The 13,530-nt window shown below is 72.7% G+C and carries 9 protein-coding genes and 2 pseudogenes; 5 read left to right on the top strand and 6 right to left on the bottom strand.

The features are described 5' to 3' along the window. Positions 1–68 precede the first annotated feature (68 nt). Positions 69–722 carry a PilZ domain-containing protein gene (locus AC1VL8_RS08460; protein WP_483074874.1) on the bottom strand — a complete coding sequence of 218 codons (654 nt, stop codon included), beginning with the start codon at positions 720–722 and terminating at the stop codon, positions 69–71. Positions 723–889: 167 nt separating this feature from the next. On the opposite strand from AC1VL8_RS08460, the gene AC1VL8_RS08455 reads away from it, so the two are divergent. Genes AC1VL8_RS08455 through AC1VL8_RS08440 form a run of 4 tightly spaced genes read left to right on the top strand, consistent with a single transcriptional unit; the run spans position 890 to position 4,704 of the window. After that, positions 890–2,995: a putative bifunctional diguanylate cyclase/phosphodiesterase gene (locus AC1VL8_RS08455; RefSeq protein ID WP_483074873.1), complete on the top strand. Its 2,106-nt coding sequence runs from the start codon at positions 890–892 to the stop codon at positions 2,993–2,995. Positions 2,996–3,024: 29 nt separating this feature from the next. Further along, positions 3,025–3,678, top strand: a complete 654-nt coding sequence (locus tag AC1VL8_RS08450) for a hypothetical protein (protein WP_483074872.1) — start codon at positions 3,025–3,027, stop codon at positions 3,676–3,678. 41 nt (positions 3,679–3,719) lie between these two features. Next, positions 3,720–4,469 (top strand): S24/S26 family peptidase, encoded by a 750-nt coding sequence (locus AC1VL8_RS08445; RefSeq protein WP_483074871.1) that lies wholly within the window; start codon positions 3,720–3,722, stop codon positions 4,467–4,469. After that, positions 4,435–4,704 (top strand): hypothetical protein, encoded by a 270-nt coding sequence (locus tag AC1VL8_RS08440; RefSeq protein ID WP_483074870.1) that lies wholly within the window; start codon positions 4,435–4,437, stop codon positions 4,702–4,704. The genes AC1VL8_RS08445 and AC1VL8_RS08440 overlap by 35 nt, the downstream gene beginning before the upstream one ends. Before the next feature lie 136 nt (positions 4,705–4,840). Here the strand turns inward: AC1VL8_RS08440 and AC1VL8_RS08435 are convergent, their stop codons facing one another. From AC1VL8_RS08435 to AC1VL8_RS08415, 5 genes and pseudogenes are all read right to left on the bottom strand, one after another. Beyond that, the gene (locus tag AC1VL8_RS08435) at positions 4,841–5,872 is read right to left on the bottom strand and encodes a glycosyltransferase family 2 protein (RefSeq protein ID WP_483074869.1); all 1,032 of its coding nucleotides are present in this window, start codon (positions 5,870–5,872) and stop codon (positions 4,841–4,843) included. Further along, positions 5,869–6,507, bottom strand: a complete 639-nt coding sequence (locus AC1VL8_RS08430; protein WP_483074868.1) for a hypothetical protein — start codon at positions 6,505–6,507, stop codon at positions 5,869–5,871. The genes AC1VL8_RS08435 and AC1VL8_RS08430 overlap by 4 nt, the downstream gene beginning before the upstream one ends. A gap of 35 nt (positions 6,508–6,542) precedes the next feature. Beyond that, positions 6,543–8,759, bottom strand: a pseudogene (locus AC1VL8_RS08425) (glycoside hydrolase family 3 C-terminal domain-containing protein); the annotation flags it as partial. A gap of 323 nt (positions 8,760–9,082) precedes the next feature. Continuing rightward, positions 9,083–9,577, bottom strand: a complete 495-nt coding sequence (locus AC1VL8_RS08420) for a hypothetical protein (RefSeq protein WP_483076210.1) — start codon at positions 9,575–9,577, stop codon at positions 9,083–9,085. Positions 9,578–9,728: 151 nt separating this feature from the next. Continuing rightward, positions 9,729–11,774: pseudogene (locus AC1VL8_RS08415) on the bottom strand (glycoside hydrolase family 3 C-terminal domain-containing protein); the annotation flags it as partial. Between the two features lie 542 nt (positions 11,775–12,316). Between AC1VL8_RS08415 and glf the strand changes: the two are divergent. Then, positions 12,317–13,504: a UDP-galactopyranose mutase gene (gene glf, locus AC1VL8_RS08410; RefSeq protein WP_483074867.1), complete on the top strand. Its 1,188-nt coding sequence runs from the start codon at positions 12,317–12,319 to the stop codon at positions 13,502–13,504. Positions 13,505–13,530: the final 26 nt, after the last annotated feature.

Raw genomic sequence — 13,530 nt, 5'->3', positions numbered from 1 at the left:
GCCTTTCCGGCGTCGGGTCGGGTCCGTCGTCCCCACGTACGGGGCGGCGACCGGCGCCGGCGGCTCAGTCAGGCGAGCTTCTGCTGGCGGCGCAGGGCGCCCTGCGTGCGCAGGACGTAACGGAAGAGCTCGTCCGTCTCCCGCGGGGAGGTCTCCACGAACCGGCAGCCGTAGTGCGTCCCGGTGCGCGAGGGCTGGGCACGGACGACGACCGCCTGCAGCCAGAACGCGTCCGACAGCTCGGGGAAGACGAACCTCACCATGCTGCCTTCCGGCAGCACGGTCTGACTCATCATACGCATCCCGTGCGCGGACACGTCGAGCACGGTGAACGTCACGCGGATCTCGTCGGCGTCCTTGTCCCCGTCCTCGGGGTCCGGGGCGTGCCCCGCGGATCCGTCGTCGTCGGTCGCGACCCGGGCGTACCCCTCGCACTCGACGGACACGGCGACCCGGGCGACCTCGCGCTTCTGCAGGGTCGACAGCAGCTCGACCTCGACGAACGCGACGGTGTCGCCGGAGACGCGCGCGACCGTGCCCTGGTAGACGCACTCGCCACGGGCGTCGTCCAGGACGCGCAGCAGGTAGGTCTCGTCCTCGCCGACGCCGCGCACGAGACCCTCGGTGCCGACCCAGAGCACGCCGTCCTCGAACGTCCGGACGTACCCGCTCAGCACGGTGCGGTCGTCCGTCTCGACGGCGCAGAGGGCGAGCTCGTGCATGGGGGCGGGGTCCGTCCGGGGTGAGGTGATCGGGGCAAGGGCGCTCGGGACGTTACCTCCCCGGGCGCGCCCGCGGGAGGCGCCGGACGGGTGCGAGCACCTGTGACCGGGCATTTCATCCCCTGGGCAAATCCGACGAAACGCCGCAACGAGGATCTTCTCGCCATATGCGACATCTCGCCCGTAGGGTCGGCAGCGAGGCCGCCCGGACCCGGAGCGACCCCGCCCCTGCGCACGACTCGAGGCCCGAGCTGGCTACCGCCCACCGCCGCTGGCCGCTGACCCGGTACTTCGCCGTCGTCAGCGTCGTCGCCATGCTCGCCCTCGGGGTCACGCTGGTGCTGGTCACCGCGAACGTCATGCAGGACCAGGCCCGGCGCGACGGCGTGGCCCTGGCGCGCAGCATCGAGTCGTACGCCACCGGCGGCGTGCCGCAGGAGGCCTTCACCGTGGGCGTGCTGCCGCCCGACGAATCCGCCCGGATCACCGAGCAGGTCGCCGGTTTCCGCGAGCTGCGCCGCCTGCGGCTGTGGACCGTCGACAGCACGCTGCTCTACGACTCCCAGGCCGACACCACCGGGTTCCCCGACGGCGACCGGCTCGACGCCGCCGTCCGGCAGCGCGAGCCCGACGCGCAGGTCGTCACCGAGGTGCGCGGCGAGGAGTTCGGCGGCAGCGAGTCCACGCTGCTCGACGTCTACGTCCCCGTGCAGCACGACGGCATGGTCGTCGGCGCCGCCGAGGTGATGCTCGACTACCAGGGCACCTCCGACGCCGTCGCCTCGGCGACCCGCACCGTCACCCTGGTCGTCGCCGGCGGGCTCGTCCTCCTCTGGCTGCTGCTGTTCCGCACCGTGTTCAACGCCTCCCGCCGGCTGCAGTCGTCCGCGCTGGAGAACGCCCGGCTCGCCCTGCTGGACTCGCTCACCGGGCTGCCGAACCGCCGGATGCTCGCCGACCGCCTCGAGCGCGCCATCGCCGACTCCCGCGCCTCCGGCACCACCGTCGGCCTCGCGCTGCTCGACGTCGACCGGTTCAAGGACATCAACGACTCCCTCGGCCACGACCGCGGCGACGAGCTGCTGGAGCAGATCGCGCACCGGCTGCGCGACGCCCTGCGGTCGGACGACATGGTCGCCCGGCTCGGCGGCGACGAGTTCGCGATCCTGTTCCCCGACGTCCGGTCCCCCGCCGACGCCGACGCCACCGCCCGCCGGGTGCGGCAGCTGTTCGTCCCGCCGTTCATGCTCGGCGACCTCGCGCTGCACGTGGACACCTCGATCGGCGTCGCGTGCCTGCCCGACCACGCCGAGGACGCGTCGTCGCTGATGCGGATGGCCGACGTCGCGATGTACACGGCGAAGACGCACCGGCTCGGGGTCTCGGTGTACTCCCCGGACGAGGACGACTCCTCACCCGCCCGCCTGGTGCTGCTCGGGGACCTGCACCGCGCGCTCGGGGTCGAGGACGAGCTGCAGCTGCACTACCAGCCGAAGATCGACCTGCGCACCGGCCGCACCGTCGGGCTCGAGGCGCTGATGCGCTGGCACCACCCGACCCGCGGGATGCTGCCGCCCGACCTGTTCATCCCGCTGGCCGAGCAGTCCGGCCTGATCCACGACCTGACCCGGTACGCGCTGCGGATCTGCGTCGCGCAGCTCGCGGACTGGGCAGAGCAGGGCGACCCGGTGCCGGTGGCCGTGAACCTGTCCGCGCACGACGTCACGTCGCACGCCGTGGTCGACGTCATCGAGGACCTGCTGCTGCGCCACGACGTCCCGGCCCGGCTGCTCGAGGTCGAGATCACCGAGACCGCCCTGGTCAGCGACCCGTCCCGGGTGGTGCCCGTCCTGCACCGGCTCGGCGAGATCGGCGTGCGGGTGTCCATCGACGACTTCGGCATCGGCAACACATCGATCTCGCAGCTGCGCGACCTGCCGGTGCACGGCCTCAAGATCGACCGGCTGTTCGTCGCCGACCTGCACGGCGACGGGCGCGACGGCTCGGAGGTCATCGTCAAGGCGATGGTCGACCTCGCGCACTCGTTCGGCCTGCAGGTCGTCGCGGAGGGCGTCGAGGACCTCGCGGTGGTCGAGGTGCTGCGGCGGCTCACCGTCGACCAGGCGCAGGGCTACCTCTACTCCCGCGCCGTGCCCGCCGACCAGCTGCGCCCCGAGGACCTGCCCCGTGACCGGGTGCCGCGACCCGCCGTCACGGCCGTCACCCGCGAATCGGGCAGAACGGCTCAAGGTGAGCCACCATCGGACCGATAGAGCCTGGTACGCCCGATTTCGACTCACCCGTGAGGATGACCACCCGGATGGACGAGCTGCTCCGCGAGATGATCACGCCGCCCGCCCCGCGGCGCGATCCCGCCCGGCGTCGACGCCTGATCACCACCGTCGCGATCCTCGGCATGGCCGGGCTCGGCATGACGTCGCTCGTGACCTCCGCGATCTTCACCGACAACGACGACACCGGCCGGTCGGGCATCACCACCGGCAGCGTCGACATCACCGCCGGCGAGGACGCGTCCTTCACGCTGCCCCCCGGCAACCTCGCCCCCGGGGACGAGGTCGTCAGCCCCGTCACCGTGACCAACGCCGGCTCCCTCGCGCTCGTCTACGACGTGCAGTACGCGGCGACCAGCAGCGACGCCGCAGGCCTGGCCGGCGCGCTGTCGCTCGACGTGTTCGCGCTGCCCGCCGCGTCCTGCACCACCGACGGGGTCGCCGCCGCGACGGCGATCGGCTCGGCCGCCGCGCCGCTCGCCGGGACGCCCACGCTCGTCGTCGACGGGGACCGCAGCCTGATCGCGGGCGCCGCGGAGGACCTGTGCGTCCGCGTGTCGCTGCCGGAGGACCTCGGCAACGCGTACCAGAACAGCAGCGCCGACATCGCGCTGACGTTCCTCGCGACGCAGGACCCCACGGACCCGCACCGCACCACCCCCTGACGCAGCCGACCGACGACGACAGGTGAGGCGCTGACCCCTCGATGACCGACAGGCCGGACCCGACGGTCGAGCGCCGGGCGCCGCACGCGGACCCGCCCCGGCACGCGGCCGGGCTGCGCGCGGCCCTGCGCACGACGCCCCGGCGCGCGCTGCGCACGGCGCTGTGGACGGTCATCGTCGTCTGCGGGCTCGCCTACGCCGGGTCCCTCGCGGTGCCGCTGTGGTTCCAGGCGAACGGGCAGCGCCTGCTGATCGTCACCTCCGGGTCGATGGCCGGGTCCGAGCAGGGCGGGTTCGACGCGGGCGACGCCGTGGTGATGCGGCGGATCGACGACCCGTCGCAGCTGCGGGTCGGGCAGGTCGCGACGTTCTGGCCCGCCGGGTCCGACCAGCTGGTGACGCACCGCATCATCGCGCTGCGCAACCTGCCGGTCATGCAGCAGGACCTCGCGACCGGGAAGATGGTCCAGACCGTCGACCCGACCACCGGCGAGGCGCTGACCCGGCCGTACATCTTCACCAAGGGCGACGCGAACGCCGACCCCGACCCCGACGCGACGCCGCTGTCGCAGGTCCGCGGGATCATCCTGCACGTCTACCCGCGCTGGGGCTGGGTGCTCGACTGGGCGGGGTCCGCGCAGGGCCGCGCCGCGATGCTCGCCCCGCCGCTCGCCGCCCTGGCCACCCTCGAGGTGCTGTCCCTGGTCGACGACCGCCGGGCCCGCCGCGAGGCCGGCGAGCCTCGCCCCTCCGCCCGTGAGCTCCACGACGATGCGCTCCTCCTCGGCTGACGCCCGCACCGGGGACCCGGGCGACGGGCCGGTGCTGGGGCGCTGGGCGCGGCTCGTCCTGGGCACGCTGCTGGTCGGCGCGGCGCTGCTCGGACCCGCGGTCGGCTACGCGTCGGCGCAGTTCGGCAGCCAGGCGACCGTGACCATCTCGATCACCGTGCCCCCGACGGCCCCCACGGCCACCCCGACCGCGGAGCCGACCGCCACCCTGGACACCCCGCCCGACCTCCCCTGACGCACGCGGCGCGCGCCCGCCGCCGGTCGGCGCGCGTCGGCGCTCGTCGATGTAGGACGCCCGCGCCGAGACAGGTCGGCGCAGCGTCCTACGTCGACGCGGCGGTCCTACCTCGGCGACACCTGCGGCCCAGGCGTCAGCTGAAGCCGATCGCCCGCTGCGCCACCCGGTACGCCAGCACCGACACGCGCCGACCGGCGGGCGTGGGCAGGTTCGCGAGCTGCCCGAGCACGGTCCAGCGCACCTTCCGGTACAGCCAGAAGTCCTGCTGCCGGAGCTCGGACCAGAGCCGGTCGCGCTCGGCGAGGGACGCGCGCGTGCCGGACCGGATGAGCAGGATCGACGAGACCACGCAGATCAGCTGGACGTAGTGCAGCCGGTAGGCACGGAGCCGCCGGTCGGTGACCCGGACCCGGGAGACGTGGTCGAGCATCAGCCGGTTGACCCGGAGCTGCTGGTCGATGCGCCGGAGCATGACCGCCTCCTGCACCGACTGGTCCGCGCGGCCGATGAAGTACCGGTACAGGTCGACGTCGAGGTAGGAGAGCGTCTCGACGTGGGCGAGCGGCACCAGGGCGTAGAGGCTGTCGACGTAGAACGTGTGCTCGGGCAGGCGCAGGCCCGCGGCCCGCAGCACCTCGGTGCGGTAGATCAGCGCGTGCATCAGCAGGTACTGCCGCTTGCCGAACCCGCGGGTCGCCGACCAGCCCATCACGCGGTCGGCAGGCAGGGCGCCGCGGTACCGGACGGCGGTCTTGGTCTTCTTGCCCTGCTTCTCGTAGACGAAGTTCGACACGAGCAGGTCGACGGGGCGCTCCCGGTCGAGGAACCCGCGCAGCGTCGCGAGGACCTCGACCAGGGCGTCCCGGTCCAGCCAGTCGTCGGCGTCCACGACCTTGAGGTAGGCCCCGCGGGCGTGGTCCAGGCCGGCGTTGATCGCCGACCCGTGGCCCCCGTTGGGCTTGCGCAGCAGCCGCACCTCGCCGGGGTACCGGTCGACGTACGTGCGGGCGAGCGCCGCGGTCCCGTCGGTCGAGCCGTCGTCGACGACGACGACCTCCACCTGCGGACCGAACCCGACGAGCGAGTCCAGCGCGCGCGCCAGGTACGCCTCCGCGTTGTACGCGGGGACGACGACCGACAGGACCGGGCTCGCCGTGGGTGTCACGCCGCGCGCACCTCCGTGGGATCACCGGCCGCGGCCGGTGCGCCATCCTCGGGCTCCTGCTTGAAGATGACCTTGAAGATCGGGAAGAACACCCAGAACGAGATCGCCGCGTTGATGATCATGGTGACCACGTCCGCGAGCGTCTCCCCCGTGCCGCCCAGGCCCCACGAGTCGATGAACAGCTCGTAGATCGGGGCCTTGTACAGGCCCTGCAGCGCCGCGGCCACGAGGGTGATGACGACGTAGGCGATGGCGTACCAGGTGGCCGCCTTCGCGATCGAGCTGTTCGACTTGAACGTGATGGTGCGCTGGGCGAAGAAGTTGATGATCTGGGCGATGAGCAGAGTGATCTGCACGGCCAGGAAGTATGCCAGCCCGCCGCCGCCGGCCGGCAGCGCGCCCGCGGCGTAGTCGAACACGAAGTACTGCGAGCCGTCGGGGTTGGACCCGATCGGCCAGACCTGGAACGTGGTGTCGACCAGCGAGGTCATGCCGAACAGCCACTTGATCGCGGGCATCAGGGCGAGCTGCAGCACGGTGATCCCGTTGCTGAGCACGAAGAACACGACGAACTGGGCGACGCCGGGCCGCTTCTCGGCGAAGGCGCTCCACGAGGCCTTCAGACGGGTGAGCATGGGGGTGGTTCTCTCTCTTCCGGGGCTCGGACGGGTCAGACGTCGCCGCGCAGCCGGCGGGCGGTGGCGCGGTTGGCGCGGCGGTTGCGGACGAACCCGCGCAGGGTGGCCCCGGCGCCGGCCAGGAACCGGCCGTTGACGATCCGGACCAGGCCGTCCACCATCTCGGCGCTGACCATCCCGTTGGTCATCTTCCCGACGGCGCGCAGCGGCATGTTGAGCAGGAACAGGATGTTGAGGTCCGGCTTGCCCTTGCGGTCGGCGCGGTCGCGGAGCGCCGCGAGCACCCGGTAGGCGAGGCGCGCGAGCGGGCTGCGGGCGTGCTGCATCCGGCCGAGCGCGTCGTTGGCGGTGAGCTCGCCGGCCCACGCGGCGTCCGGCACCGGCCGGCCGAGCAGGGCGGCGAAGTCGGCGTCCGGCACCTGGGCCACGTCACCGGTGCGGTACCGGTCGGGGACGTGCGCGTCGACGACCGCGGCCGTGGTGCCGGTGACGGCCACCGACGCGGCCAGCGGGAGGTCGTCGACGTGCGCGCCGGCGAGCACGGCGTACGTGCCCTGCTCGACCTGCCACGCGCCGGTGCCGAGGTCCCAGTGCCGGAACGCGGCGTCGCCGAGCGGGACGGTGACCGTCGCGGACTCGCCCGGCGCGAGCTCGACGCGGGCGAACCCGGCGAGCGTGCGGTCGGGGCGGTGCACGCCGGGGGTCTCGCGGCGGACGTAGACCTGGACGACGTCGGCGCCGGCGACCGTCCCGGTGTTGGTGACGGTCACGGTCGCGGCATCGGGCGTCGCGACCAGGTCGGCGTACGCGAACGTGGTGTACGACAGGCCGAACCCGAACGGGAACGTCACCGGCACCCCGGCGGACGTGTAGTAGCGGTAGCCGACGTACAGGCCCTCGCGGTACTCCGCGGTGCGGTGCCGGCCCGGGAACGTCGCGGCGGTGGGCGTGTCCGCGAGCCGCGCGGGCACGGTCTCGGCCAGCCGGCCGGACGGGTTCACGGCGCCGGTCAGCACGTCCAGCAGCCCGCCCGCGCCGGCCTGCCCGGCCAGGTACCCGTGCACCACGGCGCGGGTCTGCGCCAGCCACGGCATCTCGACCACGCCGCCCGCGGACAGGACCACGACGACGTGCGGGTTGACCTCGGCGACGGCGGCCAGCAGCTCCGTCTGCGCGGCGTGCAGGCGCAGGTGCTCGCGGTCCAGGCCCTCGGACTCGGCGATCTCGTCCAGGCCGAGGAACAGCAGCGCCACGTCGGCGCCCCGGGCGGCCGCGACGGCCTCGGCGCGCAGGGCGGCGTCGGGGGTGCCGTTGCGGCGGAATCCCGGCGCGAACGCCGTCATCTCCAGGCCGGAGTCGCCGATCACGTCGAGCACGGAGTCGAGCCGGGTCGGGTTGACCGCCGACGAGCCGGCGCCCTGGTAGCGCGGGGTGCGCGCGAAGTCGCCGATCACGGCCACGCGGGTGCCGCGGGCCAGGGGCAGCGTCGCGTCCTCGTTGCGGAGCAGCACGGCGGACCGGGCGGCCACCCGCCGGGCGAGCGCGTGGTGCGCGTCGGTGTCGACGGCGGGCGCGGTGCCGGGCTCGCGGGCGTCGGCGACCAGGCGCAGCACCTCGGCGGCGCGGGCGTCGACGTCGGCCTCGCTGATCCGCCCGGTGCGGACCGCCTCGACGATCTGCCGGACGGAGTCGAGCCCGGCGGCGGGCATCTCGAGCGTGCCGCCGGCGCGGACCGCGTCCACGACGTCGTTCGAGCCGCCCCAGTCGGACACGACCGCGCCGTCGAAGCCCCACTCGTCGCGCAGCACCTGCTGCAGCAGGAACGGGTCCTCGTGGGCGTAGGTGCCGTTGACCAGGTTGTACGCCGACATGATCGTGCGCGGCTGCGCGGTCTCGACGACGATGCCGAAGCCGGTCAGGTAGATCTCGCGCAGGGTGCGCTCGTCCACGACCGAGTCGGAGACCATGCGGCGCAGCTCCTGGCTGTTCGCCGCGAAGTGCTTGGGGCAGGCCGCCACGCCGCGGGACTGGATCCCGCGGACCATGCCGGCGGCCATCCGGCCCGCGAGCAGCGGGTCCTCGGAGAAGTACTCGAAGCTGCGCCCGCCCAGCGGGGAGCGCTTGATGTTCAGGCCAGGACCGAGCAGCACGTCGACGTCCTGGGCGGCGGCCTCGGCGCCGAGCGCGCGCCCGACCTCCTCGGCCAGCTCGGGGTCCCAGGTGCTCGCGACACCGGCCGCGGTCGGGAAGCAGGTGGCGGGCTGGGACTCGGCGATGCCGAGGTGGTCCGCGGCCCCGGTCTGCTTGCGGACCCCGTGCGGGCCGTCGGCCAGCCAGAGCGACCGCACGCCGTGGCGTGGCAGGTCGTGGGTCTCCCAGACGGACTTGCCCGTCAGCAGGGCGGCCTTCTCCAGCAGGGTGAGGTTCTCGATCATCGCGTGCGTCCTCGGGTGCGCGGTGGTGCTGCGGGTGCCGCGCGACGGCGACGCCGCGCGGCGGGGTGGTGCGGCTGACCGGTCGGGGGCCCGGCCGGCTCGGGTGCCGAGCCGGCCGGGTCCCTCCCCGGTAGGGCTCAGCGGGCGGTGGTGCCCGCGGGGTCCTCGGAGGTGACGTCGGCGTCGGCCGTGGCGGCCTCGGCCTCGGTGCCGCGGTGGCGGCGGACGCGGCGGACCACGTACACCGCGCCGAGCACCAGCAGCAGACCCAGCACCACGTCGACCGCGATCTGCACGTACCGCCAGGTCGGCGGGGTGTAGTCGAGGGTCGCGCCGGAGGCGACCCCGTTCATCGCGTTGGAGTTCGCGACGGTGTACAGGATGTTGTGGGTCGCGGTGCGGATGTTGGTCACGGCCTCGGCGGAGGTCGTGTCCTCGAGCGACTTCATCGGCTGGAACGTGAGCATGAGGTCCGAGCCGGCCTTGATGGCCTGGTCCGGGTACATGTACTCGTACAGGTTGAAGTCGGTGATCGCGTACCCGCGGAAGCCCCACTCCTCGCGCAGCACGTTCGTCATCAGCGCCTCGGAGCCGCCGGCCCAGGTGCTGCCGATGCGGTTGAACGAGCTCATGACGGCCGTGGCGGCGCGCATCTCCCGCGTCTCGACGGTGCCCTGGTCGTCCGCGATGTAGTCCATCTCGACCGTCGCGTCCTTGAACGGGAAGCTCGAAGGCCTTGAGGTAGATCTCGCGGATCGCCTGCTCGTTCGCCCAGGTGGACACGCCGTGGTTGACGCGGTTGGTCTCCTGGTCGTTCATCGCGAAGTGCTTCATCGCGGTGTAGACGCCCTTGGTCGCGGCCCCCTCGACGACCGAGGTCGCGAGCACGCCGGACAGCACCGGGTCCTCCGAGTAGTACTCGAAGTTGCGGCCCGCGAACGGGGAGCGGTGCAGGTTGACCGCCGGGGCGTACCAGCCGTTGGCGTCGAGGGTCAGCGCCTCGTTGCCGATGGACACGCCCATCGCGTGCGCCAGGTCGGCGTTCCAGGTCTGGCCGAGCAGCACCTCGGACGGGTAGGCCACGCCGGAGATGGCGTCGTTGATGAACGAGCTGAAGCCGGCGGGGCCGTCGTAGTCGTTCGCGACCTCCTTGGCGATCGAGTTGATCGCGCCGGAGTTGTAGGCGCCGTTGAGGATGACGCTCGTCATCTCGTCGACCGTGATCTGGTCGAGCAGCGCGTCCCACTGCGGGTCGTCGTAGTCCAGCCCGCGCACGTCGATCAGCGCGAGGTCGCCGTCGGCGCCCTGCGTCGGCATCGTGGCCTCGGAGGCCTCGGCCGCCGCGGCGGCGTCGTACTTCTCGAACGCGGCGACGGTCTCGTCGGTGGCGACCATGTCGGCCGCGGTGGGCGCCGTCGGGAACGTCCCGGCGAAGTCCGCGCGGGACAGGTTGAGGATCTTGCCCTCCTCGGCGGTGTCCACGAACGCCGCGCTCACGTCGTCGAACTGGTTCGTGACCTCGACCTCGTCGGAGGCGCGGTGGTCGTCACCGGAGTAGGTGACCGTCTCGTCGACCGTGTAGGTGATCGGCTCGGTGCCCGCGGTCACGGTGTGCGAGTCGTCCTGGACCGTCAGCACGTAGTCGCCGGCGTCGAGCACGTAGGCCCGCGCGTCCCGGTAGTCGTACGACGCCATGTCCTCGACCGCGAGCGTCAGCGTCACGGTCTCGGAGGCACCCGGCTCGAGGACGTCGGTCTTGCCGAACGCGCCGAGCACGACGGAGGACTTCTCGATGCCGCCCGGCGTGTACGGCGCCGAGTAGTAGAGCTGCACGACCTGCTTGCCCGCGACGGCACCGGTGTTGGTGACCTCGACGTCCACGCTGATCTCGCCGTCCACGGCGCCGAGCTCGGTGCCGGTCACGGCCTGGGAGAACGTGGTGTAGCTGAGGCCGTGGCCGAACGGGTACACGACGGCCTGGTCGTAGTCGAGGAAGCCCTCGACGGCCGCGGTCTCGTAGTACCGGTAGCCGACGTAGATGCCCTCCTCGTACTGGACGAAGTAGGCGCCGCCGTCGACGCCCTTGGCGGCGTCCGTGCTCAGGCCCGCGATGTTCTCGTACTGGTAGCTGCCGAAGTTCTGGAACGTCGGGTCGGCGGTGAAGTCGGCCGGGTAGATGTCGACCGTGCGGCCGGACGGGTTGACCTCGCCGGTCAGCACCCGGCCGAGCGCGTTCAGGCCGCTCTGCCCCGGGGAGCCGATCTGCAGCACCGCGTCGACGCCCGCGTCCTCGGCCAGCGGGCCGAGCTCCATGCTGGTGGAGGCGTTGATCGCGACGACGACCGTGTCGAAGTTGTCCTTCGCGAGGGCGAGGAGGTCCTTCTCGTCCTGGTTCAGCTCCAGCTGGTGCTGCCCCTCGGTGTAGTGGTCGTCCCAGCCCTCCATCGAGGTCGCCAGGTCGCCGCCCTCACCGCCGGCGCGGCCGATGACGACCACCGCGGCGTCGGAGAAGTCCGCGAAGCTCGCGCGCGCCTCGTCCGAGTAGTCCGCGACCGGCATCTCGCCGATGGTGTACACGGAGTCGGCCGGCAGGTCCATGACGATGTTCGTCTTCGGGGCGTCCTTCGCGAACGCCTCGAGCTCGCCGTACACCGTGTCGTTGACGGCGATGCCCGCGTTCTCGAGGCCCTGGCGGACGTCGACCGCGGTGCTGGTGTCCGTCGAGCCGGAGCCCGAGCCGCCGTACACCGGGTCCGCGGCGGTGCGGCCGAGCAGGGTCACCCGCGGGGCGTCGCCCGTGAGCGGCAGGGCCTGGCCCTCGTTCTTCATCAGGACGATGCCCTCGGCGGCGATCTCCTGCACCAGTGCGTCGGCGGCCTCCGCGGCCTCGTCGGCGGTCGCGTAGTCGGCCTCGTCGTAGGTGGTGTCCCAGTCCTCGGTGCCGTCGGGGTTGGTCACCGTGTAGGTGCCCGTGCCGAGCTGCGAGGCGACCCAGTTCGAGTACACCCCGAGCAGGATGTTCGCCACGATCGCGATGACGAGGACCAGCCCGAGCACGGGTGCCCAGATCGCCAGGAACTTCTTGTTGGACATCGGCCTCTTCGCCGCTCTGCTGCTCACGAGGAGTCTCTCCTTCGAACACTGTCGTGGGTGTAGGCCCCCGGTCCGACAGCGACGCCGGGCGGTGCGGAGGCTGGGGCCAGCCAACCGTCCGGGCGGTGCACCCTCCCTGGCCGGGGCACGATCTGTCGGTTCCGGCGCACGAACTGTCGCGTTCCCCGGCGTTCGTCCCGCGGTCCTCGCGCGCGTCCTACACTCGGGGCGCCCGCGCGGCCACCCGAGCCGCTCCCCCGCCCCGGAAGGCGCCCCGCATGGACCTGCTCGTCGTCGGCGCGGGGCTGTTCGGGCTGACGATCGCCGAGCGCGCGGCCGAGGCCGGCCTGCACGTCACGGTCGTCGACCGCCGCGACCACCTCGGCGGCAACGCGTGGAGCAGCGTCGACGTCGAGACCGGCATCGAGGTGCACCGGTACGGGTCGCACATCTTCCACACCTCGAACGAGCGGGTCTGGGACTACGTCCGCCGGTTCACCGCCTTCACCGACTACCGGCACCGGGTCTACTCGACGCACGCCGGCACCGTGTACCCGCTGCCGATCAACCTGGGCACGCTCAACCAGTTCTTCGGCACCGCGATGAGCCCCGACGCGGCCCGCGCGCTCGTCGCCGAGCAGGCCGCCGAGGTCGACGGCGCGACCGCCACGAACCTCGAGGACAAGGCGGTCTCCCTGATCGGCCGCCCCCTGTACGAGGCGTTCATCCGCGACTACACCGCCAAGCAGTGGCAGACCGACCCCCGGTCGCTGCCCGCCTCCGTGATCGCCCGCCTGCCGGTGCGGTACACCTACGACAACCGGTACTTCTCCGACACCTTCGAGGGCCTGCCCGCGCACGGCTACGGCGCGTGGTTCGAGGCGATGGCCTCCCACCCCCGGATCGACGTGCGGCTCGGCACCGACTTCTTCGACGCCACGCAGCCGCTCAGCAAGGCCGGCGCCCGCGGGCAGCTGCCGGTCGTGTACACCGGCCCCGTCGACCGGTACTTCGACGAGCACGCCGGGCCGCTCGCCTGGCGCACCCTCGACCTCGAGACCGAGACGCTGCCCGTCCGGGACTTCCAGGGCACCAGCGTGATGAACTACGCCGACCTCGACGTCCCGTACACCCGGGTGCACGAGTTCCGGCACTACCACCCGGAGCGCGAGGACCGGCACGCGCAGGACGCCACCGTCGTCATGCGCGAGCGGTCCCGCGCGGCGCAGGCCGGCGACGAGCCGTACTACCCGGTCGCCACCCCGCAGGACCGCGAGCGCCTGCGCGCCTACCGCGACCTGGCCGCCGACGAGCCCGACGTGCACTTCGGCGGCCGGCTCGGGTCGTACCTGTACCTCGACATGCACATGGCGATCGCGTCCGCGCAGTCGCTGTGGGCGAGCGGGGCCGTGCTCGAGCGGTCCGTCGCCGCGGGCGCGCTCGCGCGGGTGGTCGCGACGGCCTGACCGGGTCCGGCGCGTCGGCCCTGAGG

Source organism: Cellulomonas sp. KU4C (genome assembly GCF_056868065.1).
Note: the sequence above shows the minus strand (reverse complement) of the source record. Positions and strands in the feature narration are given on the sequence as shown.